Consider the following 25,004-nt stretch of genomic DNA (forward strand, 5'->3'; position numbering starts at 1 on the left):
CGGTTATTCTTCCTGGAACGCGACTTTTCGCGTGCGTCGGATTTTGGGCAGCACGGCCATGACGAGCAGGATGAGCGCCAGCGCGAGAAGGCTCGCCGTGAGAGGGCGCGTGAGCAGCATGCCAAAGTCGCCACGGGCGAGCAGCATGGCGCGCCGAAGATTCTCCTCGAGCATCGGCCCAATGATGAAGGCGAGCAGGAGTGGCACAGGATCGCAGCGCAGCTTCAAGAAAACGTAGCCCAGCGCGGCGCAGATCACTGCCAGATATATATCCGTTACGTCGTTTTGGACGCTGTAGAGACCGATGCAGCAGAACAGCAGGATGGCTGGGAACAGGAACCGGTATGGAACGAGCAGCAGCCGTACCCAAATGCCGATCATCGGCAGGTTCAGGATCACGAGCATCAGATTGCCGATCCACATGGAGACAACGAGACCCCAGAAAAGGTCAGGCGTTCCGGAGATGATCTGAGGCCCTGGCTGGATGTTGTGGATCAGCATGGCGCTCATCATCATCGCCATCACCCCGTTCGAGGGGATGCCGAGGGTGAGCAGCGGGATGAAAGAGGTCTGGGCAGCCGCATTATTGGCCGATTCCGGTCCGGCGAGCCCCTCCGGCGCGCCTTGGCCGAAGCGCTCCGGCTGAGCCGCGACCCGCTTCTCCATGGTGTAGGAGGCGAAAGCGGCCATCGTCACGCCGCCGCCGGGGAGGATGCCCAACAGCGAGCCGAGCCCGGACCCTCGCAAGATGGCCGGCATCACCGACCGCAGCTCGGCTAGGCGCGGCAGCAGGCGTCCTATTCTGGCCGAGACGAGACGGCGTGTTTCGCTGCGCTCAAGATTGCCCAGGATCTCGGTGATGCCGAACAGGCCCAGAGCCACGACGACGAAGCTGATACCGCCCGAAAGCTGCGGTACGCCAAAGGTGAAACGATCAATGCCGGAATTGATGTCAGCGCCGACCAAACCGAAAAGCAGGCCCAGTATCAGCATGCCGAACGATTTCAGGATGGGGCCGGACGACAGGACAATCGCCGCTACCAGGCCAACCACCATGAGCGCGAAGTATTCGGCGGCGCCGAAGCTGATCGCAAAGTTAGCGAGAGCCGGCGCGAAAGCGGCCAGGACGAGCGTGCCGAAAGTGCCGGCGATCAGTGATCCGATGGCGGCGATTGCCAGCGCGACGCCTGCCTGCCCCTTCTGGGCCATGGCATAGCCGTCCAGCGTCGCCACAACGGCAGAGGATTCGCCGGGCAGACGAAGGAGGATCGCGCTCGTCGATCCGCCATATTGGGCACCGTAATAGATGCCGGCAAGCATGATGAGCGCGGATGTCGGGTCGAGTGCATAGGTGGCGGGCAAGAGCATTGCCATTGTGGCCAGCGGACCTATGCCGGGCAGGATGCCAATGAGCGTGCCGAGTGTGACGCCCGCGAAACAATAAAGGATGTTCCAGGGTGTGACGGCGACGGCGAGGCCGAGCGCGATATTCGAGACAAAATCCATCAGAGGCCCCGTGGCCAGATCGGCATCGGAACGCCGAGCGCCTCAACAAAAACAAGCGCGCCGAAGATGGAAAGTCCCGCCGCCAGAAGGGCGATCTCCCACCACCGCCGCTCCGAGCCGGCAAAGCTGGCGACCAGGATCGTTAGCGCTGCCGCCACGATCAGGCCCAACGGGCGCAGCGCAAGCGCGAAGACAACCATGGCGCCAAGCACAAAGAAGCCGGGCCGAAGATGGAAATGCGCGTGCTCGCCGTCGCTGGCGAAGATAGCCTTGACTATCAATGCCAGCCCTATGAGCACGGCGCAGCATCCGAGGACAAGGGGGAAATAGCCTGGCCCCATCTGCACCGCGGTCCCGAGATCATAATTGCGGGAGATGAGCACGAAGCCCCCTCCCAGGAGCACAAAAAGCGCTCCGCTCAAGAAATCGGTATTGACGATGATCCGGTTCAAGCCGTTCCTCCCTTGTCGGATATTCCGCCTCGCGGAGGCTTAGGAATAGCGCTTGCGGTACAGCGGGCGCAGTTCGTCAAGGGGCCGGCGGTTTTCTATGAGATCGCGCATCGTCGCCTCCTCCGCGAGGATCGACTTCACTTTGGCGAGCACCGTATCGATGAGGTCGAACGGGATGGCGCAGATGCCCGAACTGTCTGCCACGATCAGGTCCCCGGCATCGACCATGATGTCGTGCACCGTCACCGGACCGTTGAGCTCCATCGCCTGCATCCGGAACTTGCCCGTGATAGGAGTCACGCCCTTGCTCCAGACCGGATAGTCGGTATTTCGGATTGTATCGATATCACGCACCGCGCCGTTCACGATCGCGCCGACAAAGCCCATGGACCTCGCCACGGTTACCGATTGACCGCCCATATTCGAGACGTCGAGATTGCCGCCGAAATCGCAGACCAGGACGTCGCCGGGTTCGCCGAGATAATACGACTCGCGCGTCGACATCTGGATGAAGTCCTTGTCGATATGGCCTTGCGTCGGGGTCTTGCGCTCGGGGATGGAGCGCACGGTGACAGCCGTGCCGACGATCTTCTTACCGGGGATCAGCGGCGGCAGATGGGAGGCTGCTATTGCGCCACGAATGCCGAAAGAGTCGAGCACGTCCGAAACGGTCGTGGTCAGATCGTCGAGCGCCTCGAATTCGGCGATCACTTCCTTGCTCGGCCGCGGGAACTTGATCTTGGAAATGCGCTCCTGAGGCACCTGGCCCCATACGCGGCCGGCAAGTTTGTATTCCTCATATTCACGGTCAATCTGGTCGCGGGTTTTGGTCACGTGTTGCTCCTGTTTTGAAAGGCCGTCAGCGGGCGGAAACTGCAGATCCAAATGACGCCTCGATCTTGGCGGCCGCGTCGCGCAGCCGCTCGATATGGGCGTCGGTGAGTTCGGGGGTGAGCTTGCTGAGCACGCCGGCAAGGCTGAGCGAGTAGACACGGCCGTCGGCCCTCCGGATGGGCACCGAAATCGCGAAGCCATGGGGCGTCAGCTCCGCACGGCTGACGGCGAATCCTCGCGCAGCAATTTCCTCCAGATCGCGCAGAATGGCCGCATGTTCCTCCTCGGGCGCGATGGCCAGAGCCTTCTCGCGGGTCTGGGTGTCGGTGAAGGCGAGCAAAACCTTGCTGCTGGCGCCGAGATGCAGCGGACGCATCTGCCCTTCACGGGCGGTGAAGCGCAGTCCTTCCGTCGATTCCTCCGCCACGACGACGACGCGGCGCAATCCCTCGACGGTCGAGAAGAAGGCGGTGTCGCCTGTCTCGGCCGCGAGGCGGGCGAGGATCGGCCGCACAGCCGCGTCGACGCGTGAGAGGCGGTCGTTCATCAGCGCGCCGAGACGGTGGAGTACGCCGCCGAGTTCGTATGTACCCTCGCCTGGATTGAACTGAACGAAGCCGTGGTTCTCAAGCGTCCCGAGCAGCCGCAGCAGCTTGCTCCTGTTCTGTCCGGTGCGCTCGTGCAAGTCCTTGAGGCGAAGGGGAACATCCCGGTCAAAAGCCGTCAGAACTTCCAGCGCCGCTGAAACTGCCAGGATATGTCGATCGGACTCTTTCAAGTTTCTACTCTATAGAAATTAAGTTCTAAAACTGAAATTATACGCGCCAGACCGCGGCGTCAAGACCGGAAGAATGTGCGCGCCGGGCTTCGTCTTTCTGAGGATTTTTGTCCGCGGTCTTTTTGTTGAGACCGCTGCACACTCGGATGCGCTGCTTGCTTAATATCCCCTGCCGCCGCCCTTGCGGCGATCCTTCTTCGCGGCTTTGCGGGCTGCATAGCGCGCGTCGCGGGCGGCCTTCTGCTCGGCCTTGAGAAGCCTGTCGAGCTCCGCCTCCTCGGCGGCAAGGCGCGCCGCTTCCTCGGCTGCCAGGCGCTCGGTTTCCGCGGCGGCGGCCGCCGCAATTTCGGCCTGACGGGCAAGCTCAGCCTCCTCAGCCTGCCGCGCGCGCTCACGCTCGGCCTGCCGCTTCGCCCGGGCCGCGGCGATGGCCTCTCGCTCGCGGCGCTTCTCGATCATGCGCGGATCATCCGGCCCCGGCGCCGAACGGAACTTTTCCAGCATGGCCTGGCGTGCCTCTGCCTGCTGCTTGCGGCGATCGTTGAAATCCGGGATAGCGTTCTTGCTCATGGATTCAGTCAGGGTCCTTCATTGGAGTATTGCGGGGTGGGCCCACCCGAGGGGATGGTGCTCGGGCTGGAGTTCGCGTTCTGGAGCAGGGCTGTCGACGGTGTGGCAGCGGGCGAACGCCGCGATTTCACGCTGCGTAGAATTCGCAAACTGGTGACCGCGCTTTAACCTGGCCTATCGAGCTAAGATTTCGGATTGCGATTTCGACCGCCCTGGAAACGCAAAAAGCCACGGCGTTCCGCGGCTTTGAGAAGCTTTAGAAACTGGAGCGGGCGAGGGGATTCGAACCCTCGACCCCAACCTTGGCAAGCAAAAATTGCATCGTCATTGTATTTCATGAGGATTGACTTGGCAATCCTCTAACGCGTGAGAATTCTCTCTTCTCCGACACTCTTCGAGTGGCTGCACGTGTTCTGGATTTATATGGAATTGAACTGGTGCGAACCGCTCTGAAATCCTGGATGTGTAACCGCGTGGTGTCCGTTGCCCATCGAGCTGACCAGTTTCAGGCGACCCTTAGGCGGCGTAAGTCGCGCCTCTCGCGGTTGTATGACGAATTTTGATCACGATAGTCTTTCTTACATTCCTTGTTCTAACTGTCCTCTCTGCATCCTTTCGTCGGGAAGCACGCTGCATTGGTACTTGGCTAGTCTAGCTTTCGAAGCGGCATTCGCCACGCCAGTGCAGCCCCGATTCCGACGAAAATGGCGATCGCAAAGAAAGCGCCTTGGAAAGCGGTTGTGAGTTGGTTGTGCACGAATGATGTGTCGCCGGAGGACGCGTTGGCAAGCGCTTCCAGAACGGCTTTTTCAGCGCTAGTCCCCTGTGATGCCATGATCGCGAAAAAAACCGCAGTGACGGCAGAGGCTCCCATTGCCGCGCCCAATGTTCGCGCCATCTGCAGAACCGCCGCCGCTGCCCCAAGATGCGCGGCACCGGCAGCGATCTGCACCGAAAGCTGCAGCACGTTCATTACAGTTCCGAAACAGAGCGCGATGGCCGCATACCACAGAGCCAACCAGATGCCGGCGTCCGTCCTTGTTCCGAAGATGGCGAATAGGGAGATGATCGGCACCAGAAGCGTTAGGCCCAAAGAGGGGAATATGCCGACGCGGCCGGTCCGGCTGACCATCTGCCCGGTAGCGATTGAGCTCAAGGCCAGAACGACGGTCAGCGTCATCAGATACTGAGCAATCTCCATGGGCGTAAGATCGTGCTCGGTCTGTAGATAGAACGGCGTGAGCGTGATCATCGCCATCATGGCTGCTCCATGGCAGAAGGCTATGGCCGCGCTGCGGCTTATCGCCGGTTGCGAGAGCACATCCAGCTGGAAAAGCGGCATGAGCGCTCGGCGCTCGAAGCGCAGCAAAAGGAGAAGAGCCATTCCGGCAATCGCCAGACACCCGGCGCCAGCCGCCATATTGTCCATCTGCGGGGTGCGGAGCTCATTCATCGCGACGATGAAAGGCACCACGAAGCTTGAGAAGAGAAAGATGCCGGGAAAATCGATGCCCAGCTTGCCATAGGTAACCTGCACGACGTCAAGACGCCGCACCATGATCAGGGCGAATACCGCGAGCGGAGCGGCGGCGGCGACCAGAAAGCGCCAGCCGAAATGCTCAGTAATGACACCGCCGATCAGAGGGGCAAGTGTCGAGGCGCAAAGATGCACGATCGCGAGATAGCCCTGGTATTTGCCCCGTTCACGCGGGGGTATGATGTGGCCGACCAAAGCCATGGAAAGCGCCATGAGCCCGCCGCCGCCCAGGCCCTGGATAACGCGCCCGAGCACCAGCACATAGAGATTGGGCGCCGTGCAGCAGACCAGGGCGCCGGCTACGACGATGCAGAGCGCTATACTGAGCATGTGCTTGCAGCCGGCAAGATCTCCCAGGCGCCCGTAAACAGGAGTGGCCACGGCGGCCGCCATCAGGTAGGCGACAACCGTCCAGGAGATCATGTCTGCCTCGCCCAGGTCCACGGCGATGGCCGGCAAAGCCATGGCGATCATCGTTTGATCTGAGACCGAGATGAACATCGGCAGCATGATTGCCGGAAAAACCTGAAGCAAGAAGCGTCTGCGAAGCAAACTGCCTGCGGAAGGCGCCGACATGGGTGCTAAACCTCCCCCCGCCGGAACGCCAGAGAGCTGTCATGTTCGTCGGCAGACCGTGATGGCGTTAGCAGCGCAACGGCGGAGACGAAGCGGCGCGACATCAGTCTGCGTCGCAGGGCTGAATCACCGCTGACTTTTCGCCGCTTGCCCACTGCTCTAAGGCCGAGTGCAGCGCGACATCAATGTCCACCACGTCGGCCTCTTGCTGAATACGGCGCTGCCGGAAAGCGCGTTCGGAGGGAACGAGAATGTCGTTCACGCCCTCTCGGCGCGGCGTTGACTTGAGGTCGCGGATGAACAGGTCCAAATGCTCCTCGAATGCGCCGGCTGGAAGGGTGAGCTTCGGATCAACTACTATAAAAAGGCCAGCATAGTCGCTGCTTAGACCGCGCGGCAGATGGGCGCCAGCCATGAGCCCGAGGATCTGGACAACTAATGACAGGGCGTAACCCTTGTGCCCGCCGAAGGGGGCCACACCGCCCTTGGCGGCCTTGGACGCGTCGGTGGTCGGGTTGCCATCGCTGTCAAAACCCACCCCCTCCGGAAGGGGCTCGCCCGTGCGCGCATGCAAGAGCACGTCGCCCCACATGATAGCCAAAGTGGACATATCGACGATGATCGGATCCCGGCCCTTCGTCGGAAAAGCGAAGCAGATCGGGTTTGTGCCCATGACTGCCTTTCGGCCGCCCAGCGGCAGCACATGCGGCATGCCGGACGTTGTGTGGAGGGCAACAAAGCCGGCGCGCGCCAGTGGCTCGACATAATGCGCATTGCGACCGCTGAAAGGACAATTGTTCACGCCCACCACGGCGAAGCCCGTTGCCCTCGCCTTCTCCAGGGCGACTTCACTCGCCCGCCAGCAGGCGAGGTAGCCCACATTGTTGCCACCGTCGAGCAGTGCGGAGTTCGGCGTCTCGTGGACGATCCGAATCGCCCGGCGCGGCTCACGGGCGCGCGGCTCCATGATAATCGCCAGCGCGCGGTTCAAGCCGGCCGGCCCATAGCCGTCCAGCGCGTTGGTTACCAGCTGAGACTGAATGATTTTCGCTTCCTCCACGGAGTAGCCGGCCCCGACAAGCGCGCGGCGCGTGAGGTCGCGCGCGCCTTCGACGGTGAGCCGGACGGTGCCTGGTGGCTGCTCTAGTCCGGAACGGCTCGAGGGTTTGAGATGGACCTGCGTCATTCGGAATCTCCTTCGGCTGGGCGTGCCTTGATCATGCGCAAGGCGGTGTAGGTAATCGCGGCTTGGCCGTCCTGCCGCATGATGCGATGGCGGAACCTCACGAGCCCGGCGCCGGGGCGGCTCTTGCTGCGGCGCGCCTCGATCACTTCGACCTCCGCATGCACCGTGTCACCCACCAGAACGGGCTCGCTGAATTCGATCTCAATTCCGAGCAGAGCCATTCCGGAGCCGCGCATCGGGCCCTGGCTGTTGAGACCCTCGCAAAGGACGAAAGGCAGAAGCCCCGGCGAAAGGCGAGCGCCGAAGACGGAAGCCGACTTGGCATACTCGACGTTGGTAAAAAGCTCGCCATTCAAACCCGAGCAGTTCACAAAGGCGACGAGATCGGCCTCGGTGATCGTGCGACCCGCCGTCCAGTAGGTGGTTCCGACAGTAAAATCCTCGAAATAATACCTGAATTCGGGCAGATTCATTGAATGTCCTCGCGTCAGCTCATGCGCGCTTCTTCTCGGGACGTCCGAGCATGACATTGCTGATGATGGTGCGCTGGATCTGGTTGGTCCCTTCCACGATCTGCGTCACCTTGGCATCACGCATATATCGGTTGATGGGAGAATCGTTCGAAATGCCCGCCGCGCCGAACAGCTGGACGGCATCGGTGGTAACCTTCATCGCAACATCGGTGGCGAAGGCCTTGGCCATGGCCGCCTGCTGGGCGAGTTTTTCACCGCGCTCGCCGCTATCGACCATCGCAGCGGCGCTATAGACCAGGATGCGCGCTGCCTCGGTCTGCATCGCCATGTCGGCAAGCATCCAGCGGATGCCCTGATTGTCGCTCACCCTTGCGCCGAAGGTATAGCGGTTGGTCACGAACTGGATCGCATGGTCGATCGCGCCCTGAGCAAGGCCCACGGCGCGGGCGCCGATGATCGGCCTGAACTCGTTGAACCCAGCCATGACGGCCTTGAACCCGCCGCCGTCGTTGCCGCCGAGCCTGTTTTCCTCCGGGACGAAAACATCCTCAAAAAAAAGCGGGCAAGAGGGAAGGCCCCGAGCGCCAAGCTTATCCTCCTTGGGCCCGATCGTTAGGCCCGACGTTCCCTTTTGGACGATGAAAAGGTTGACTGCGTGGCGCGAGTCGTCATCGCCGAGCTTGGCTCCTACGACAATGAAATCGGCGACCGCAGCGTTTGTGCACCAGATCTTCGCGCCGTTCAGCAGATAGCCACCGGAGACAGCGCGGGCGCGGGACTTGATGCCCGCGACGTCGGAGCCGTTCTGCGGCTCGGTGACAGCGATCGACGCGCGCAGGTCGCCCGAACACAGACCCGGAAGGAAGCGCAGCCGCTGCTCGTCCGTGCCGCCATGGTGGATGGCGCCAAAGGGTCCCCATTGGGCGATCATCACATAGGCTGTGTTGTAGCAGACGCGGCACAGTTCCTCCGCGGCGACCGCTGCCGAGAGTACGCTGCCCATACCGCCATAGGCTTCGGGGAAGGGGAGCCGGAACAGCTCCAATTCCTTAAGCATGTCGAACATGTCTTGGGGATATTCGCCCAGCCTGTCGATTTCGTTCGCCCGGCTCGCCACTTTCTCATTGGCAAAGCGACGAACCAGATCTTGAACAGCGATCTGATCAGCGTTGAGTGCGAATTGCACAGCGTTCTCCCTGGGGTGGTGTTTCGCGTGGGGCAGCGGGCCGGGCATGCAAAATGCCGGCTTTGAAACTCGGTCAGTCCTCCACGAACACTTCGTCGCGCTTGCGGTTGATGGTCGGAAGGCTCACGATCAGAATGGCAAGCGCTGCGAGGAACAGGAGAGCTGCGCTCAGGGGTTCCGTCAGGAAGACGCTGAAGTCCCCGCGGGAGACCAGCATAGCTCGACGCAGATTCTCTTCCAGCATCGGTCCGAGGATGAAGCCGAGCACGAAGGGCGCCGGCTCGCAGTCGAGCTTCACCAGCGTATAGCCGATCAGGCCGAAGACGCTGATATAGATCACGTCGAAAGTGCTGAGAGCCATGCTATAGACGCCGATCGCACTGAAGGCCATAATGCAGGGGAACAGCACAAAATAGGGCACTTTGAGCAGGCGCACCCACAGGCCTACGAGCGGCAGGTTGAGAACGACGAGCATCAGATTGCCGATCCACATGGAGGCGATCACGCCCCAGAAAAGCTCGGGATAATTGCCCATCACCGCGGGACCGGGGACGATGCCCTGCATAATCAGCGTGGCCATCATGAGTGCCATCACCGAGTTACCCGGGATCCCGAGGGTAAGCATCGGGATGAAGGCGGTCTGGGAGCCCGCATTGTTAGCGCTCTCCGGCGCAGCGACGCCTTCGATCGCCCCGTGGCCGAACTCGGAAGAACGCGGCGAGATCTTCTTTTCAAGCGCATAGGCGGCGAAGGAAGAAAGAAGCGCACCGCCACCTGGCAGGATGCCAAGTAAGGAGCCGATGACAGTGCCCCGGGCGACCGGCCCGGCGGAACGGCGCAGATCCTCTCGCGAGGGCATGAGGCTGCCGATCGGCTGCACGGAGACATCGCGGTCGCGCTCGTTCTCGAGATTCCTCAGTATCTCGCTGATGCCGAAGATGCCGATCGCCACGGCTACGAAGCTTATCCCTTCGCGCATCTCGGTCGTACCGAAGGTGAAACGGGCGGCCCCGGTGTAGATGTCGGTGCCGACCATTCCGAAGAGCACTCCGGCCGCGATCATCGCAAGCGCCTTCACCAACGAGCCCCGCGCGAGCACCACGGAGGCGATTAGGCCAAGGACGATCAACGAGAAATATTCCGCAGGGCCGAACATCAGCGCAACCCGAGTGAGCGGCGGCGCGAAGAGGGCTATCAGGAGCGTGGCGAAACAGCCGGCTGCAAAGGATCCGAGCGCGGCAATGGCGAGGGCCGGTCCCGCACGACCGCGACGGGCCATCTGGTAACCGTCGATCGTGGTGACGGCGGATGCCGATTCGCCTGGAAGGTTGAGGAGGACGGCGGTCGTCGAGCCGCCATACTGCGCGCCGTAGTAGATACCGGAAAGCATGATCAGGGCGGAGACGGGAGAGAGTGTGAAGGTGACCGGAAGCAACATGGCGATGGTGGCGGCCGGTCCGACGCCGGGAAGAATGCCGATCAGCGTTCCGAGCAGTGCGCCGACAAGGCAGTATCCAAGATTGCCGATTGTAAAAGCCGTGGCGAAGCCGAGGCCCAGATGATCGAGAAACGCGAATTCCATGGGCTTTTCCTCAGTAGACCAGGGCCGGCGGAAGAATCGGCATGACGAGGCCGAGCGCCCAGATGAAGACGATCGCACAGAATACCGCCAGCCCCACCGCAAGCGGCAGGGCTATAGTGAGCTTCATCCGCTGCGAGGCGTAGGCCGTCAGGAGGCTTATGGCGAAGATTGTCAGCGCCAGGCCCGCCGTGCGGATCATCAAGGCGAAGACGAGAGGTGCAACGAGGATGAAGACGGCCCCCCGCAGCGGCCAGGCGCCAATCGACGTATCCTCGGAACCAAAGCTCTTCATGAGGATGATCAGGGCAAGAAGGGCAAGAATGGCTGCGACGGCGACCGGAAAAAAACCAGGCCCCATTTGCGAAGGCCTGCCCATGGAAAGCGTCCCCAGGGAATACATCGCGAAAAAGCCGCTGATAGCCAGGAAGATGAAGGCCGAGGCCACATCCTTACGGTTCACTTTCATGGGCTGTCCCCCTTGGCATGCCTGATTGCCGGCGTTCGATATTCGGCCGCGCCGCACTTCCTGTGCGGCGCGGACCGAGACTGTTATTGAGGCTGGATGCCCATGGAGGTCATGATTGGGCCCCAGCGCTTTGCTTCGGAGGCAAGGAATTCCCCGTATTTTTCAGCGGTGGAAGGGAAAGGGATGAGCCCATGTCTACCTAGAGCTTCGATCACCTTGGGATCGGCGGCCGCATCGTTCGCCGCCTTCTCAAGCTTTGCGATGATCTCGGGCGGCGTTCCCGCCGGGGCGAGAAGTCCCTGCCAGGCGCCGACGGTCATGTTCGGATAGCCAAGCTCCGCGAAAGTCGGCACGCCGGGAAGCTGCGGGATGGGCTGCTCGCTTGTAACGGCCAGGATGCGCAGTTCTCCGTTCTGGTGGAACGGTATCATTGAGCTGGCCGAGGCCATCGCAAAATGGGTGCGGCCCGAAATGAGGTCGGGATATTGGCTGGCGCCACCCTGATAGGGAATGTGCGCGGCGCTCGATCCGATCTCCGACATGAGCATCTCACACATGATGTGCGTGATGTTGCCAGGCCCCGATGAGGGGAAGCTCATCTCGCCCGGATGGGCGCGGGCATATTCGACAAAGTCCGTGAAGTTTTCGACCGGCAATGACTTGGTCACCCCGAGGACCTGGGGGCCCGTGGCTGTTAGCGCGATCGGGTCGAAATCCTTGAACAAATCGTAGTCGAGCTTGGCGTAGAGGGAGAGGTTTAGCACCAGATTGGAGGAATTGTAGAGGATCGTATAGCCGTCCGGAGCCGCCGTTGCGACGCGCTGCGCACCAAGGATGCTGCCCGCCCCGCCGACATTTTCGATCTGTATCGGCTGCCCTAGGGATCTGCTCATCGCCTCGGCGAAGATGCGGGCGGCGACATCCACTGAGCCGCCTGCGGCAAAGGGAGCGACGATCGTGATCGACCGCGTTGGATAATCCTGGGCCGAGGCTGGTGCCAGGCCAAGGCACGCGGCCATCACGGCGCCGGCAATAAATTTCAAAGACAGTCTCATTGTTTCTCCTCTCCTGCTGAAAGGCAGAACCGGTCCGGAGTTCCTGCCTCGTTTTCGACTACGCTGACGCAGGATCTAGCCTGCGCTGTCATTTGGACCGTATGGACCTTGCCGCCCACAGCCGACGCGACCGGCTGCTCGTTTATGCAGTGGCGGCAGATCATCTCTGCGGCATCAGAACGATTTTTCCCGTCGCCGTGCGCTCGGCAAGGCTGCGGAGCGCCTCCGCTGCCTGCTCGAGCCGGAGCGTGGCGGAGACCAACGGCTTCAACCGACCTTCGGCAATCCACCGTGCCAGCGTCTCAATCTCTTGAATCGCGCCCGCCATGTCGTGCTTGGCGGCTGTACCTGCCGCAACGCCGATAACGGAACAACCCTTCAGGAGCACCAGGTTGAGAGCAACGCGGGGGATGAAGCCTGCGGCGAAACCGATGACGAGATAGCGGCCTCCCCATGCCATGCCGCGCAGCGCCAGTTCTGCAAGATCGCCACCCACCGGATCGACGACCACGTCTACACCGCGTCCGTCGGTCAGTTCCCGGATCGATTCGCGCAGCCCCTGTTGAGTGTAATCGATAAGTTCGTCCGCTCCCGCCCTGCGGCAAACCTCCAGCTTTTCCGGCGATGACGCTGCAGCGATCACGCGGGCACCCATCAGCTTGGCAAGTTCCACGGCGGCGAGGCCGACGCCTCCCGCAGCGCCGAGCACCAGCACGGTCTCGCCGGGCTTGAGGCTCGCGCGCCGCTTAAAAGCGTGGTACGCGGTGCCGTAGGTGGCGGCGAAGGCTGCACCGGTGACGAAATCCACTCTGTCCGGCAGCCGCACCGTCCGGCCATCGGCGGCACAAACGGCTTCCTCGGCGAAGGCCCCGAGCCGGCAGCGGCTGACCGCCCGGTCACCGACCTCGAACTCCGTCACGTCGCTGCCTGTTTCGATCACGATTCCGGCAAGTTCTTGCCCCGGAACGAAAGGTAATTCCGGCTTATGCTGGTATTGGTTTCGAACGGTAAGGACGTCCGGAAAATTCACGCCTGCGGCCTGTACCGATATCCGCACGTCGCGAGGACCGATACGCGGAGCCGGGATATTCTCGACCGCGAGAACTTCCGGGTCGCCGAACTGGCGACATACCACTGCGCGCATTCCTTCCTCCCGTTAGCCTCTAGGTGGTCTTTTTTTTATTGGTAGAACCTTTCACATTTTTCGTCAACTGATAGATTGGCTTGGAACGGCAATTTGGCATGGCCGGGGCAATATGTATTGTCCCAAACGTAACCTGAATGTACCGGCCCGCGGAGATGGAATTGGAAACTGAATGACTGACATCAAGATTGCTCCCGGCCCGCTGTCCGGAATTCGTGTGCTGGACTTCACGAGTGTGCTTTCCGGCCCCTACTGCACGCGTCTGCTGGCGGATCTCGGCGCCGAAGTGCTGAAGATCGAGCCGCCGGAGGGCGATCACAAACGGCTGGTTCCACCGCTGCGCAGCGGCCATGGATCCACCTTCGCTCACGTGAACAGCGGGAAGAAGAGCGTGGTGCTGGACCTGAAGTCACCGGAGGGCGCACAGGCGGCATGCGAGCTTTCTGCCCGGTCAGCGGTCGTGGTACAGAACTGGCGGCCGGACGTGGCGGTCCGGCTCGGGCTGGATTATGCGGCGCTCTCGAAGGAAAACCCTGCCCTCGTCTATTGTGCGATCTCGGGCTATGGTCAGGAAGGCGAAAGGGCCATGCGCCCCGCCTATGCGCCGATCGTGCACGCCGCAAGCGGCTACGAACTGGCCCAGATGCAATATCAGCCCGGCGCGACAGAGCCAGCGGCAACCGGTATCTTCATCGCCGATATTTTCGCCGGCATGTCGGCCTTCGGCGCAATTAACGCTGCCCTGCTGCGCCGGCAGAGGACGGGAAGGGGTCAGTTCATCGACGTTTCGATGTATGATGGAATGCTCAACCTGCTCATGTTCGAATGGCACCAGGCGCAGTTTTTCGAGGTGCCTCGAAGGATTTATCCGCCGCTGCGCGCCAGCGACGGCTTCATCGTGGTAGCGCCGGTCACGCAGCGCAATTTTCACGCACTGGCAGATTGCATCGGCAGGCCGGAGATCAAGAGCGATCCGAGATTTTCGAGCCCCTCGGCGCGCGTGAGCAACTGGCAGGAGCTGATGGTGCTCGCGGCGGAATGGGTGCGCGAGCGCACCGCGCAAGAGTGCGAGGAACTGATGACAGCCCATCAGGTGCCCTGCGCGCGCTACCGCACGGTCGCCGAATCGCTCAGCGATCCCGCGCTTGCCGAACGGGGCTCTTTGGCCACCGTCGTTGATGGCGCGGGCGATGTGCTGATCCCAACCGCACCTTGGCAGATGCCCGGTGTGGACGCGCGCCCCCGCACGGATGTACCGGCGCTCGGCGCCTCGACGGAAGAGGTTTTGTCGGAGCTTCTGGGCTATGGTAAGGAGACAATCCGCGCCTGCCAGGGCTCTCGCACGAAAGAGCCGCCACAGGTCGCGCCCGTGAAGTGAAGCAGGAGCGGGCGTGCTCTCGCGGCCTACTCGCTTGAAAACCTCGGGCTTCAGCGGCCGCGGAATTCGGGCTTTCGCTTTTCCTTGAAGGCAGCTACCGCCTCCTTGTGATCCGCCGTCCCTTTGAGAACGGGCTGGTGAGAAGTGGCAAGATCGAGATGCTCGATCAGGCCAGTCTGCAGGCCCTGACGGCACAGGCGCTTGGTCATTCGGATCGCCACCGATGGTCCGCGAGCAAGCCGGCTGGCGAATGCCAGCGTTTCATCCAGCAGCCGTTCGTCCTCGAAGAGACGGTTCACGAGTCCTATGCGCAGGGCTTCCTCGGCGTCGATCATATCGCCGGTCCATAGGAGTTCCAGCGCCTTCGACATCCCGACGATCCGAGGCAGCAGCCATGCCCCTCCATCCCCCGGAATCAACCCGACCCGGATGTAGGTTTCACCCATACGGGCACTGCGCGCGGCAAAAATGATATCGGCCATTAGCGCCATGTCCATTCCGGCGCCGGCCGCCACACCATTCACCGCCGCGATGAACGGTTTGTCGATCTCCTGGAGGAGTCTTGGAATGCGGGCAATATTTTTCCAGATGTAGTCCTTCTGATCGAGCGGCGTTTCCACGCCTGCATCGGCATTGTCCTTCATCCGCCCCACATCGCCGCCTGCGCAGAACGCATCGCCCGCGCCGGTCAGAACCAGAGCTCGAATGCGCTCGTCGTCACGGCAGCGCAGCAGCGCTTCTGACCAGGCATCGAGCATGGACGTGGTGAAAGCGTTTTTGTGCTCCGGCCGGTTGAGTGTCAGCAGTGCGACGCTGTCCTGCACATCAAAAAGCAACTCGCTCATGGATACTCCCGTTAATTCACCGATGCCCGCTCCTTACCGCTTGCGGCGGGAGGCCGGCCGGCATCTGTCATCTTCCAGCCGGACACCCAGCGCAAGATCTCGGCGGCATCGTCCGGCGCCCCGTCGGAGCGCCAAGCAACATGGCCATCCGGGCGCACGAGAACGAGCGCCTTCTCATAAAGGCGTGCAAGCTCCGTAGAGCCGCTCCGGTAGACGCTCAACGGCAGGTGGAGTTGAGAGGCTGCCGCCTCCAGGCCGGAGGTCTGCACGTCGCCGAAGGCCATGAGTACATAGCCCTTCCCGAAAAGGTCGAGCGTGCTCCGGCCCTCTTCCAGCCAAGCGTGCGGCGCGCGCGCGCCTGGCACGGTGTTCTGTACGTATTTCCTGGATGCCTTCCAGTCCGGGGCAGTGCCGTCCGGGATGACGACAGGCGAGTCAGAATAAACATAGCCGAGATGGATATGCAGCGTGTACCACTCGTTCTTCATCGCCTCGGAAAATCTTCTGCCGAGATCCTCGCGTAAGGCGCGCCCCTCCTCCGTGTCGTCCAGCAGGGCCGGATTGCGGCCTGGTGACAGCATGTGGCGGAGGTTGGTGCTTGCTTCCGTCACATTGCGCACCGCGACCGGGCGGCGCTCCGGCTCATATGAAGCGAGCAACGCCGGCCCGCCCCATCCATCGAGAACTGCCGCAAGTTTCCATGAAAGATCCACGGCGTCACCAATACCGGAATTCATGCCGAAGCCGCCCGTGGGAGACATGACATGCGCCGCGTCTCCCGCGATGAAGACCCGGCCGGCGCCATAACTGTCGGCGACCAATTCCGAGCGGATCCAAGGGACAACGGACAGGATCTCCAGGTTGAATTTGCGCCCCAGGCAGCGCCATGCAAACTCGCGCACCTCCACTTCGCTGTAAGTCTTATGCTCCTTGCCGGAGCCGACAATCGACATGCGCCACTGATCGCGTCCGTTGATGGCGACCAACGTCCCCCAAGTACCCTCAGGCCCGATGAAGATGTACCGGTAACCGGGATCCTTATCGTGAAGCGAATTGAGGTCGGGTGTCTGGAAGATCACATTCGTGGTATAGGTAAGCACCCCCGCGCCTGAATAGGTAATGCCAAGCGATGCCGCCACCCGGCTGCGAGCCCCGTCGCAACCGATCAGAAATTTCGCGCGGATGCTGCGGGGGTACCCGGTTTCAAGATCCGTGACGTTCACTGTGACGCCATCCTCGTCCTGCTCGAAACCGTCGCTCTCGGTCCGGTAGAGCATCGACACCGTGTCAAAAGAAGACGCGAATTTCTTCAGAATCGGGTCGAACATGTTTTGCGGGCAGCGCTCCCGCTTTTGCGGACTTACGGGAGGTGGGCGGTCCGCACCCATCGACAGAAACTTTTCCCGCCCAAGCTCGTAGCCGTTGAGCGAGGTCAGATAAACATTGTCCTGCGGATAGTCTCGCGGATAGGGGCACGACTCCACATCGCCAACGATCCCCCAGCGGCGGCAATATTCCATGGTGCGGATGCCCACCATGTCCATTTTGGGTTGGTAGATCTGCCCGGTTCCCCGCTCGATCACGATGCACTGTTTTCCCCGCCAGCCCAGGTCCCCCGCAAGCGCAAGGCCAACAGGACCAGCCCCCACGATTACCACGTCGGTGTCAAAACTCATGCGAATGTCCGTCCTCCACTGGCTGGACCTATGATCTATTTTATTGGTAGAACCATTGATAAAAGACGTCAACGGTTTTGCATGAAATGCGTCGTTTGCGAGGGAGCGGGAAGACCGATCCGTCTTGCGCGTATGGACGTACGCGGCAGTTCGCGTGCCGATCCGGCACGCGATCGACTCAGCTCCTTGGCATCGGGTCAGATCAGTTTCGCGTCTTTCGCCACGTTAATGGCCGCGCTGTCGAGCCATCCTTCAAGCGCGACCTCGCAGGGTACCGCTCCGGCGGGTTGCGGCGGCCGTGGCTGTTCGGGGCGGGAGCGGCTGAAACGGGGAGCGGGGGCGGGCTGCACAACATCATCGACCTTGATGTAAGTCTTCCTTGCTTTGAGGTGCGGGTGTTGCATTAAATCCCCGACTTCAAGCACCGGAGCAAAGCAGGCGTCGGTTCCTTCCAGAAGCGCGCACCACTCCGCCTGAGTCTTCGTCGAAAAGATTTCGGCGAGACGCTGCTTCATTGTCGGCCAGCCTTCCCGGTCCCATTGGTCCGGCAAAGTGACGGGGTCTAGGCCAAGAATGCTCAAAAGCTGTTTGTAGAACCGCTTCTCGATTGCGCCGACAGAAACCCATTTGCCATCCGCGCATTGATAGCTGTCATAGAAATGCGAGCCCGAATCGGTTGGTCCGGTCCCGCGCGGGGAGGTAAGTCCGGCTGCTGTCAGTCCGCAGTAGTTCACCATCATGGAAGCGACGCCATCGACAATCGCCGCGTCCACCACCTGCCCTTTGCCTGAGCGTTGCGCTTCATAGACGGCAGCCATGATGCCGAAGGCAAGGTAAAGCGCGCCGCCCCCAAAATCTCCGACAAAATTCAGAGGTATGGAGGGGGGCTGATCCCGCCGGCCAATGGCGTTCAGCGCGCCGGCAAGCGCGATATAGTTGATGTCATGACCCGCGGTTTTGGCGAGCGGTCCATCCTGGCCCCACCCCGTCATGCGGCCGTAGATGAGGCGTGGGTTCATCTTCAGGCATTCATCAGGTCCCAGACCCAGGCGTTCCATGGCGCCGGGGCGAAAGCCCTCGATAAGCGCATCGGCCTTCGCCACGAGCGACAGCGCGAAGCGAACCGCATCGGGATTCTTGAGGTCGAGCGCGATCGAGTGTCGGTTGCGCAGCGGCAGGTTGTATTTGAGCGGCCGCGGCCGTCCAAGCTCCACCGGTTTGGCCCGATCGATGCGTAGCACCGTCGCCCCGAGATCAGCAATAAGCATGGCCGCCATCGGGCCCGGCCCGACGCCGGCAAACTCAACCACTTTGAAGCCCGCAAGCGGCCCCATTTATCATCCTCGCTCTTTTTTAACGTAACCGCTATTTTACGTTCGTCTGCACCGCCGAATTAGCGCCGACTCCTGTCATGCGGCTCTCTCGCTCATGCATCAGCTCTACATAGCGAGCCTTGAGCTGCTCCAGATGATCGGTCATTTCGGCCACCGCGGCCGCAATGTCGCGCGCGCGAAAATACTTCATGAACCGTCGCCGTGATTTCAGCGCGAGATCGTTGCTTTCGGCGCCCACCGTCTGGGCTACGTGATGCATTAAATCCATAGTAGAGGCGATGATGATGATCAGCACGGGATTGCCGGTAGCCCGCGCTAAGATGTTGTGGAATTCAATCTGACACGCGAGCTTTCCGTCCAGGTCGCCCCTGGCAAAGCAGCGCTCCGCTTCATCTATATTTGCCTCGAGTAGATCGAGATCGCGCTCCGTTGCGCGTTCGCAGGCTACACGAACGACGATCTCTGCTAACCAGATTCGGGATTCAGTCAGCTGCTCGATCGTCAATCCGCGCAAATTGAGCAGGTCTTTGAGCCCGGTCGCCAGAACCTCGGCATTGCCGTCGCCAATGAAGGCTCCGCCTTTGGCGCCCTTCTGCAATTTGACGACGCCGCTCATCTCGAGCATGCGAAGCGCCTCGCGCACCGCATTCCTGCTGACATTGAGTTGATTGGCAAGCTCGCGTTCCGAGGGAAGCTTATCCCCCGGACGCAGGTCGCCAGTGGCCAGCCGGGTGCGGATCTGCTCGCCTATAGCATCGCTTAGCCGGCTAGATTTGAGCGGAGCAAATTCCTTCACAGTAGCGGTCTCCCGAATCATCAGTTCTTCCGCACGGTCATTTGTCGCGCATCATCACGATCCGGGCAATCTGGTTCGTTCCCTCCAGGAAATGAAGGGCCTTGGCATCCCGCATCATGCGTTCAAGTGGGTGATCAACCATGTAGCCATGGCCGCCCAGCTGCTCCATGGCCGAGATCGCCACTCGCATGCACATCTCGGACGCGAAGCATTTCGCCATGGCCGATAAGCATTCCGTCTCCGGCGCATCCGGATCGCTATCCAGGCGGTAAGCCGTCCGATAAAGGAGAGAACGTGCGGCTTCGATCTGCATGTACATGTCTGCAAAGGCAAAGCGCGTGGCCTGAAAATCATAGACGGCCCGGCCAAAGGCGCGGCGCTCCTTTGTGTAGGCGAGGGCATAATCCGCGGCGCCGCGAGCGATTCCGCAGCCAAATGCACCAACCGTGGGCCGGTTTCGATTGAGCACTTTCATGGCCAGCGCGAAGCCGCGTCCCTCGCCGCCACCAAGAATGTGCGAGGCCGGTATGCGCACATCCTCGAACCGGATTTCGCCGGTTGGCGTGCCGCGCATCCCCAATTTCCGGTCTTTCTTGCCGACGCTGATGCCTTTCCAGCTGGCGTCGAAGAAAAAGGACGATATAGCGTCCTTGCCTGCCGATACGGGGCCGGTCTTGGCAAGAACTGTGCCGAAGCTCGCCACGGGGCCCGAGGAGATAAAGGTCTTGGTGCCATTCACCACATAATGATCTCCATCGCGCACCGCCGTCGTGCGAATGGCGCTGACATCGGAGCCCGCGTCGGATTCGCTCATCGCGATGCAGGTCAGATGCTTGCCTGTCGCAAGTTCGGGCAGGTAGCGACGCCGCATTTCCTCGGTCGAGCCAAGCAAAAGCGGCATGACACCGCCTGCAGTGTTATTGCCGGCGAGCCAGGCGGCGGAGGCGGATACCCGGCTGATCTCCTCCCGGACCAGGCACATTTCCGTCACCCGGCCGCCGGCACCGCCGAACTCTTCCGGCACGGCCAGCTGAATGAGCCCAAGGCGGCCAAACTCCTCGATCAGCTCCCGCGGGAATGCGTCATCCTCATCGATTTGAGCGGCGAGGGGCTTAACCAGGTTTTCCGCGACGTCACGGGCCATTTCCCGAATGGCGACCTGCTCTGCCGTCAGGAAATCCTCGACCATACCTGCGGCGGGCGCGATCTCGGCCAATTCATCCATGATTGCCTCCTCCCTTGCGCATCTGCTCCTCGAGCAACGCGACTTGGCCATCGGAATATCCCAGATACTCCCTGAGCACATCTCCCGTGTCGGCGCCGAGGCCAGGCACATAGGGGTGAGGGTAAACGCTGCGGTCGCCGAACTGGAAGGGAGCGGCCGGAATCGTCAGTTCTCCGGCCCCGTCCATCACTCGCGCGAGAGTGCCGCGTTCATAGAGGTAGGGATCCTGTAAATTTTCCTTCACGGTATAATAGCGCGAAGCCGGGACCTCTCCTGCCACAAGGATGCGCTCGCATTCAGCGGCGTCTCGCTCAACCGTCCACTCCTCGATCAGAGTCATCAGCTCTTTCCAATTTGCCACGCGGGCCGCCGGCGTCGAAAAGCGCGGATCGGTGATCCATTCAGGGTGACCCATCGCGCGTGCAGTATTCTCGAAATTCTTCGCGCTTACGGGTGCCACGACGACGAACCCGTCGCGCGCCTTGAGGGGTGGGAAAATACGCCGGTGAACGGGCTGGAACATCGCCTGATGATATTCATAGACCAGTAGGTTCAGCATCACATCGAACATTGCAACGTCGATGGAGGCACCCTCTCCCGTCTGCTGCTGGCGATAGAGCGCCGAGCTGATGGCGCCGAAAGCCGAGAGGCCGGAAACCACGTCACCCAGGAAAATGCCGGTCGCCGCCGGCCGGTCGGCACCTTCCTGATAGGCCATCTGTGCCATTTCATAACCGCTCATGGCGTGGAGAATGGGCGCTAGCGCCGGCCGCAGCGCATTGGGTCCTTCCTGGCCATAACCCGAAATGGCGCAGTGAATGATGGACGGGTTTACGCTAACGAGCGTATCGTAATCGAGCCCCAGCCTCTTGGCGACGCCAGGGCGCCAGTTCTCGACCACCACGTTGCACTTGGCTGCCAGCGCGGTTGCCGCTGCCCGGCCTTCCGGCGTTTTAAGGTTGAGAACGACACTGCGTTTCCCGGCATTGGCCTGAGCGAACGGGGTTGAATAGCCCGCTCGTACCGGCGGCACGGTGCGCTTGTGATCTCCTTCCGGCGGCTCCACCTTGATGATCTCGGCACCGGCATCCGCCAGCATCCGCGTGCAATAAGGACCCGCCAGGATGCTAGTGAAGTCGAGCACCTTCACGCCATGGAGGGGTGGGTTGACGCTGGAAGTCACTGCCTGTTCTCCTCAAATAACGCACGGGGCGGACGCTTGGACGCAAGTTGCCTAGGCATCGATTTCCACCGGCGGGTTTTTTGCCTTGGCGGAAAGGAACGGCCAAATTCCTGCACCTCCCAGTGCCTTCATGTTCCGGCCGATCCAGCGCTGCCACTCCGCTTCGGTTCCGAATTCCTCGCGCCAGGACCAGATTCGCCGCGTGTTGAGGTGCAGGGGATACTCATGCGTGAATCCCATCGCACCGTGGATCTGATGGGCGATGGCGGCCACGGTCCCTGTCGCCTCGCCCGTTACCGCCTTGGCGGCAGCGATCTCAAAGGTGGCAGGCCCGGCAGCCGAGGCTTCGACCGCGCCATCCACCGCTGCCTGGCACGCTGCCACTTGGCTGGCGAGAACCGCAATCTGCTGCTGAACCGCCTGGAATTTCGCAAGAGGACGACCGAACTGCTGGCGTGCTTGAGCGTATTCCACCGTTAGGTCACGGATGCGCTCCATTGCGCCGACGGTCTGGACAGATCGGGCCAGCGCACCGGCGAGATAAAGCTGCGTGGCGGACAGACCTTTTCCCGGCTCCCCGGCGGCGAGCACCTCGGCGCCCATGAAAGTAACGCGATCGCGCGGTTCGTTGGCGAGATTCATGCCCGCCTTGATCTCCGCCGGACGGCGCAGCACCACGGTTAATGGCCCATCGCAAGTCGCGGCGATCGTGACGATGTCTAGATGCCGCCCCCATGGCACCATGTGAAGCGTTCCCCGAACCGTCCACGCGCCGTTGTGGCACACCGCTTCAAGCCGCTCTCCGGAGATCGCCGGCGCCACTGTCAGAGGAGTCTCCGCGGGGGGCAACCCAGCCGCGGACAGGGCGGTTTCCGCAAGAAACACCTCGGGCAAGGGGAGCGGAAGAGCTTGGGAGCCGGCGATGCGAAGGATCTCGGCCATCTCGTAGGCTGAAGCGCCAACACCCCCACGATCTTCCGAGGTGTTGGCCAAAACCAGTCCCGTTTCCACGAGGAGGGCCCAGGCCTCGGTTGAAAAATGCCCCTCCTCACCCGCTTCCTTGAGCGCCGGGGTGCAGATGTCCGAGAACACCCGCGTGGCAGTATTAAGGAGTAAATTGTCCATCATCTCAACCCCAGCCCTCTGGCAATGATGCCGCGCAGGATCTCCTTCGTGCCGCCTTTGATCGTAAGCGCCGGAGCAAACTTCAGCGCATGGTCGAGCATAGCGGGAAAAGGATCGTCTTCGGGCAAGCGCGCCCGCGCGTCCGCCGGGACCACCTGGCGCAGCACGGCCGGAATCTCCTGATCGAAATTTGTCGCAAGGTCCTTCACCAGCGCCGCCTCAACATTGGGGGTGACGCCTTCTTCAAGCATTTGGGCGATGCCGAGCGACATGCGGTGCAATGTCCAGAACTGGGCGGCCAGCCGGCCGATCGCACATTCGTTCTCAGCGCCCTCCGCAGTACGGTCGACCCCGGCGGCGAAGACGTCGAAAGTGCCAAACCAGCGGTCCGCGCCCGATCGCTCATAGGCGAGTTCACCTGAAACTTGGTTCCAGCCGTTGCCGATCGTCCCGATCACCGCACTGTCGGGAACGAAGACGTCCTCGAAGTGCACCTCGTTGAAATCGTGCTCACCGACGAGATTGATGATCGGGCGTACGGAGATTCCTGGCGAGGTCATGTCGACCAGAAACTGGCTGATGCCCTCGTGCTTGTTCTCTCCCAGTGGGGAGGTCCGCACGAACAGCGTCATGTACTCGGCCTTGTGCGCGATGCTCTGCCAGATTTTCGTCCCCTGCACCCGCCAGCCACCATCCACCTCAATGGCGCGGCTGCGGATGGAAGCGAGGTCGGAGCCGGAATCCGGCTCGCTTAGTCCGACACAAAAGGAAAGCTCACCGCGTGCAATCCGTGGAAGTATGGACGACTTTTGTTCCTCGGTGCCGAATTTCAGGAGGTTCGGGCCGATCTGCCGGTCGCCCACCCAGTGAGCACGCAATGGCATGCCGGCGGCCAGTAGTTCTTCTGTCACTACGTAACGCTCCATGGCGCTCCGCTCGTGGCCTCCGTAGCGCTTCGGCCAGGTCATTCCGATCCAGCCTTTGGCGCCAATTTTCATGCTGAGGCTGCGGTCATAGCGCTGCCATCCCCCTGGCCCGATGGTGAAGGATCCCTCCCTTCTTTCGGACTCGATGAAATCGCGGACCTCCTCGCGGAGAGTTTCAAGCGCGGGTGGGAGCTTTGACGTGTCCAGACGAAAACTGTGCAGCATCTAGGCCTCTTACCTCAATCCTTGATCCACACGGGATGGACGGGTCCCTCGCCACGCACCGCATTCAGCCGCATTTCGCCGACACCGGCGATCGTGATGCAAACGGCATCTCCGGGCAGCATCGGGCCTACTCCTGACGGCGTTCCCGAGGCAATGATGTCACCCGGCTCAAGTGTCATCACCGAAGAGGCCATCGCGATCATCTCCGGCACGTCCACGATCAGGGCGCGTGTGTTGGCCTTTTGCCGGACTTCGCCGTTTACCGTCAGCTCAATGTCGATATTGGCCGGGTCAGGTACTTCCTCGGCGGTGACAAGCCAAGGCCCGAGCGGGCAGAATGTGTCGTAAGATTTGCGCATCACCCGCTCTTCCTTGCCGCGCACCACGGCGTCGATCAGGCAGGAATAGCCGAAAACATGTTGGAGGGCGTTCTCCCTCGGGATATTGCGCCCTCGTTTGCCGATGATGACCGCAAGTTCGCTCTCATGATGGACCTCCCGGCCGTCTAGGTTGGGCAGCACGATAGGGTCGGCTGGCCCGCTCAGGCTCGAATTGGCCTTGAGGAAAAAGCCCTGGCCGGCCGCGGCAAAATTTGAGATCAGGCCCGAGCCGGCCTTCATCTCATCGATATGAGCGTGATAATTGGCAGGGAAGGCTACCACCTTATTCGGCCATGCGATGGGACATTCGAGCCGCACCGACGCAAGCGGTTTCCCGCCGCCTGCATCCAGCTGGTGCTGAAATGTCGCACGCAGCCGCTCGAAATTCGCTATCACCTGCACCATGCCGACCGGAGGCCAGGACGCGGGGTCGACCCCAGCCGCCGGCGTCACGTCAACGATTCTGTCACCGGACACGACGCCGATGCGTCCTCCGTCGAAACATGCAAGCTTCATTGCTCCCTCCGAATATTTGCCGCCGGCCTGAGATCAGGCACAAAGGGTGG

General features: G+C 61.5%; 24 protein-coding genes. 2 read left to right on the top strand and 22 right to left on the bottom strand.

The window, feature by feature from the left end:
* Positions 1-3: 3 nt before the first annotated feature.
* The 5 genes from GNP00_RS17275 to GNP00_RS17295 all read right to left on the bottom strand — a co-directional run bounded on the left by GNP00_RS17275 (position 4) and on the right by GNP00_RS17295 (position 4,140).
* The gene (locus tag GNP00_RS17275; RefSeq protein WP_011582611.1) at positions 4-1,506 is read right to left on the bottom strand and encodes a tripartite tricarboxylate transporter permease; all 1,503 of its coding nucleotides are present in this window, start codon (positions 1,504-1,506) and stop codon (positions 4-6) included.
* On the bottom strand, positions 1,506-1,958 hold the full coding sequence (locus GNP00_RS17280) for a tripartite tricarboxylate transporter TctB family protein (RefSeq protein ID WP_011582610.1): 453 nt from the start codon (positions 1,956-1,958) through the stop codon (positions 1,506-1,508). The genes GNP00_RS17275 and GNP00_RS17280 overlap by 1 nt, the downstream gene beginning before the upstream one ends.
* Positions 1,959-1,997: 39 nt before the next feature.
* Positions 1,998-2,792 carry an RraA family protein gene (locus GNP00_RS17285; protein ID WP_011582609.1) on the bottom strand — a complete coding sequence of 265 codons (795 nt, stop codon included), beginning with the start codon at positions 2,790-2,792 and terminating at the stop codon, positions 1,998-2,000.
* A gap of 25 nt (positions 2,793-2,817) precedes the next feature.
* A complete protein-coding gene (locus tag GNP00_RS17290; RefSeq protein WP_011582608.1) occupies positions 2,818-3,570 on the bottom strand; it encodes an IclR family transcriptional regulator in 753 nt (250 codons plus the stop codon).
* A gap of 159 nt (positions 3,571-3,729) precedes the next feature.
* Positions 3,730-4,140: a DUF6481 family protein gene (locus GNP00_RS17295; RefSeq protein WP_011582607.1), complete on the bottom strand. Its 411-nt coding sequence runs from the start codon at positions 4,138-4,140 to the stop codon at positions 3,730-3,732.
* 36 nt (positions 4,141-4,176) lie between these two features.
* On the opposite strand from GNP00_RS17295, the gene GNP00_RS23620 reads away from it, so the two are divergent.
* Complete coding sequence (locus tag GNP00_RS23620) at positions 4,177-4,308, top strand: hypothetical protein (protein ID WP_281352075.1); 132 nt, start codon at positions 4,177-4,179, stop codon at positions 4,306-4,308.
* A 478-nt stretch (positions 4,309-4,786) separates the two neighbouring features.
* Here GNP00_RS23620 and GNP00_RS17300 read toward each other — a convergent pair whose 3' ends face one another.
* From GNP00_RS17300 to GNP00_RS17335, 8 genes are all read right to left on the bottom strand, one after another.
* Positions 4,787-6,211, bottom strand: coding sequence for an MFS transporter (locus GNP00_RS17300; protein WP_166016177.1), 1,425 nt, complete (start codon positions 6,209-6,211; stop codon positions 4,787-4,789).
* Between the two features lie 145 nt (positions 6,212-6,356).
* Positions 6,357-7,439, bottom strand: coding sequence for an Ldh family oxidoreductase (locus GNP00_RS17305; RefSeq protein WP_011582605.1), 1,083 nt, complete (start codon positions 7,437-7,439; stop codon positions 6,357-6,359).
* A complete protein-coding gene (locus tag GNP00_RS17310; RefSeq protein ID WP_166016180.1) occupies positions 7,436-7,912 on the bottom strand; it encodes a MaoC family dehydratase in 477 nt (158 codons plus the stop codon). Before GNP00_RS17310 ends, GNP00_RS17305 begins: the two co-directional genes overlap by 4 nt.
* Positions 7,913-7,931: 19 nt before the next feature.
* Positions 7,932-9,098: an acyl-CoA dehydrogenase family protein gene (locus GNP00_RS17315; RefSeq protein ID WP_011582603.1), complete on the bottom strand. Its 1,167-nt coding sequence runs from the start codon at positions 9,096-9,098 to the stop codon at positions 7,932-7,934.
* Between the two features lie 73 nt (positions 9,099-9,171).
* On the bottom strand, positions 9,172-10,680 hold the full coding sequence (locus GNP00_RS17320) for a tripartite tricarboxylate transporter permease (protein WP_011582602.1): 1,509 nt from the start codon (positions 10,678-10,680) through the stop codon (positions 9,172-9,174).
* A 10-nt stretch (positions 10,681-10,690) separates the two neighbouring features.
* Positions 10,691-11,146 (bottom strand): tripartite tricarboxylate transporter TctB family protein, encoded by a 456-nt coding sequence (locus GNP00_RS17325; RefSeq protein WP_011582601.1) that lies wholly within the window; start codon positions 11,144-11,146, stop codon positions 10,691-10,693.
* Positions 11,147-11,229: 83 nt separating this feature from the next.
* Entirely contained in the window at positions 11,230-12,201 is a 972-nt protein-coding gene (locus tag GNP00_RS17330) for a Bug family tripartite tricarboxylate transporter substrate binding protein (RefSeq protein WP_011582600.1), read from the bottom strand.
* Positions 12,202-12,361: 160 nt separating this feature from the next.
* Complete coding sequence (locus GNP00_RS17335; protein WP_011582599.1) at positions 12,362-13,345, bottom strand: NADPH:quinone oxidoreductase family protein; 984 nt, start codon at positions 13,343-13,345, stop codon at positions 12,362-12,364.
* 172 nt (positions 13,346-13,517) lie between these two features.
* Here GNP00_RS17335 and GNP00_RS17340 point away from each other — a divergent pair, with 172 nt between their 5' ends.
* Positions 13,518-14,723, top strand: coding sequence for a CaiB/BaiF CoA transferase family protein (locus GNP00_RS17340; RefSeq protein WP_011582598.1), 1,206 nt, complete (start codon positions 13,518-13,520; stop codon positions 14,721-14,723).
* A 50-nt stretch (positions 14,724-14,773) separates the two neighbouring features.
* Here GNP00_RS17340 and GNP00_RS17345 read toward each other — a convergent pair whose 3' ends face one another.
* The 9 genes from GNP00_RS17345 to GNP00_RS17385 all read right to left on the bottom strand — a co-directional run bounded on the left by GNP00_RS17345 (position 14,774) and on the right by GNP00_RS17385 (position 24,954).
* Positions 14,774-15,568, bottom strand: a complete 795-nt coding sequence (locus GNP00_RS17345; RefSeq protein WP_011582597.1) for an enoyl-CoA hydratase-related protein — start codon at positions 15,566-15,568, stop codon at positions 14,774-14,776.
* Positions 15,569-15,579: 11 nt separating this feature from the next.
* Positions 15,580-17,244, bottom strand: a complete 1,665-nt coding sequence (locus GNP00_RS17350; protein WP_011582596.1) for an FAD-dependent oxidoreductase — start codon at positions 17,242-17,244, stop codon at positions 15,580-15,582.
* 197 nt (positions 17,245-17,441) lie between these two features.
* A complete protein-coding gene (locus GNP00_RS17355) occupies positions 17,442-18,578 on the bottom strand; it encodes a CaiB/BaiF CoA transferase family protein (protein ID WP_011582595.1) in 1,137 nt (378 codons plus the stop codon).
* Between the two features lie 31 nt (positions 18,579-18,609).
* A complete protein-coding gene (locus tag GNP00_RS17360) occupies positions 18,610-19,395 on the bottom strand; it encodes a FadR/GntR family transcriptional regulator (RefSeq protein ID WP_011582594.1) in 786 nt (261 codons plus the stop codon).
* 16 nt (positions 19,396-19,411) lie between these two features.
* Complete coding sequence (locus GNP00_RS17365) at positions 19,412-20,599, bottom strand: acyl-CoA dehydrogenase family protein (RefSeq protein WP_011582593.1); 1,188 nt, start codon at positions 20,597-20,599, stop codon at positions 19,412-19,414.
* The gene (locus GNP00_RS17370; protein ID WP_011582592.1) at positions 20,592-21,782 is read right to left on the bottom strand and encodes a CoA transferase; all 1,191 of its coding nucleotides are present in this window, start codon (positions 21,780-21,782) and stop codon (positions 20,592-20,594) included. Before GNP00_RS17370 ends, GNP00_RS17365 begins: the two co-directional genes overlap by 8 nt.
* Positions 21,783-21,833: 51 nt before the next feature.
* Positions 21,834-22,910: an acyl-CoA dehydrogenase family protein gene (locus GNP00_RS17375; RefSeq protein WP_011582591.1), complete on the bottom strand. Its 1,077-nt coding sequence runs from the start codon at positions 22,908-22,910 to the stop codon at positions 21,834-21,836.
* Entirely contained in the window at positions 22,907-24,058 is a 1,152-nt protein-coding gene (locus GNP00_RS17380; protein WP_011582590.1) for an acyl-CoA dehydrogenase family protein, read from the bottom strand. Before GNP00_RS17380 ends, GNP00_RS17375 begins: the two co-directional genes overlap by 4 nt.
* Before the next feature lie 14 nt (positions 24,059-24,072).
* Positions 24,073-24,954 carry a fumarylacetoacetate hydrolase family protein gene (locus GNP00_RS17385; protein ID WP_011582589.1) on the bottom strand — a complete coding sequence of 294 codons (882 nt, stop codon included), beginning with the start codon at positions 24,952-24,954 and terminating at the stop codon, positions 24,073-24,075.
* Positions 24,955-25,004: the final 50 nt, after the last annotated feature.

The sequence above is a fragment of the Chelativorans multitrophicus genome (assembly GCF_011317445.1).
Classification (GTDB): Bacteria; Pseudomonadota; Alphaproteobacteria; order Rhizobiales; family Rhizobiaceae; genus Chelativorans; species Chelativorans multitrophicus.

Bases quoted from the DNA above. Each gene is read 5' to 3' on its own strand.
- GNP00_RS17275 (WP_011582611.1), bottom strand. From the start codon at position 1,506: ATGGATTTTGTCTCGAATATCGCGCTCGGCCTCGCCGTCGCCGTCACA.
- GNP00_RS17295 (WP_011582607.1), bottom strand. From the start codon at position 4,140: ATGAGCAAGAACGCTATCCCGGATTTCAACGATCGCCGCAAGCAGCAG.
- GNP00_RS17305 (WP_011582605.1), bottom strand. From the start codon at position 7,439: ATGACGCAGGTCCATCTCAAACCCTCGAGCCGTTCCGGACTAGAGCAG.
- GNP00_RS17310 (WP_166016180.1), bottom strand. From the start codon at position 7,912: ATGAATCTGCCCGAATTCAGGTATTATTTCGAGGATTTTACTGTCGGA.
- GNP00_RS17320 (WP_011582602.1), bottom strand. From the start codon at position 10,680: ATGGAATTCGCGTTTCTCGATCATCTGGGCCTCGGCTTCGCCACGGCT.
- GNP00_RS17325 (WP_011582601.1), bottom strand. From the start codon at position 11,146: ATGAAAGTGAACCGTAAGGATGTGGCCTCGGCCTTCATCTTCCTGGCT.
- GNP00_RS17330 (WP_011582600.1), bottom strand. From the start codon at position 12,201: ATGAGACTGTCTTTGAAATTTATTGCCGGCGCCGTGATGGCCGCGTGC.
- GNP00_RS17335 (WP_011582599.1), bottom strand. From the start codon at position 13,345: ATGCGCGCAGTGGTATGTCGCCAGTTCGGCGACCCGGAAGTTCTCGCG.
- GNP00_RS17340 (WP_011582598.1), top strand. From the start codon at position 13,518: ATGACTGACATCAAGATTGCTCCCGGCCCGCTGTCCGGAATTCGTGTG.
- GNP00_RS17345 (WP_011582597.1), bottom strand. From the start codon at position 15,568: ATGAGCGAGTTGCTTTTTGATGTGCAGGACAGCGTCGCACTGCTGACA.
- GNP00_RS17350 (WP_011582596.1), bottom strand. From the start codon at position 17,244: ATGAGTTTTGACACCGACGTGGTAATCGTGGGGGCTGGTCCTGTTGGC.
- GNP00_RS17355 (WP_011582595.1), bottom strand. From the start codon at position 18,578: ATGGGGCCGCTTGCGGGCTTCAAAGTGGTTGAGTTTGCCGGCGTCGGG.
- GNP00_RS17360 (WP_011582594.1), bottom strand. From the start codon at position 19,395: ATGATTCGGGAGACCGCTACTGTGAAGGAATTTGCTCCGCTCAAATCT.
- GNP00_RS17365 (WP_011582593.1), bottom strand. From the start codon at position 20,599: ATGGATGAATTGGCCGAGATCGCGCCCGCCGCAGGTATGGTCGAGGAT.
- GNP00_RS17375 (WP_011582591.1), bottom strand. From the start codon at position 22,910: ATGATGGACAATTTACTCCTTAATACTGCCACGCGGGTGTTCTCGGAC.
- GNP00_RS17380 (WP_011582590.1), bottom strand. From the start codon at position 24,058: ATGCTGCACAGTTTTCGTCTGGACACGTCAAAGCTCCCACCCGCGCTT.
- GNP00_RS17385 (WP_011582589.1), bottom strand. From the start codon at position 24,954: ATGAAGCTTGCATGTTTCGACGGAGGACGCATCGGCGTCGTGTCCGGT.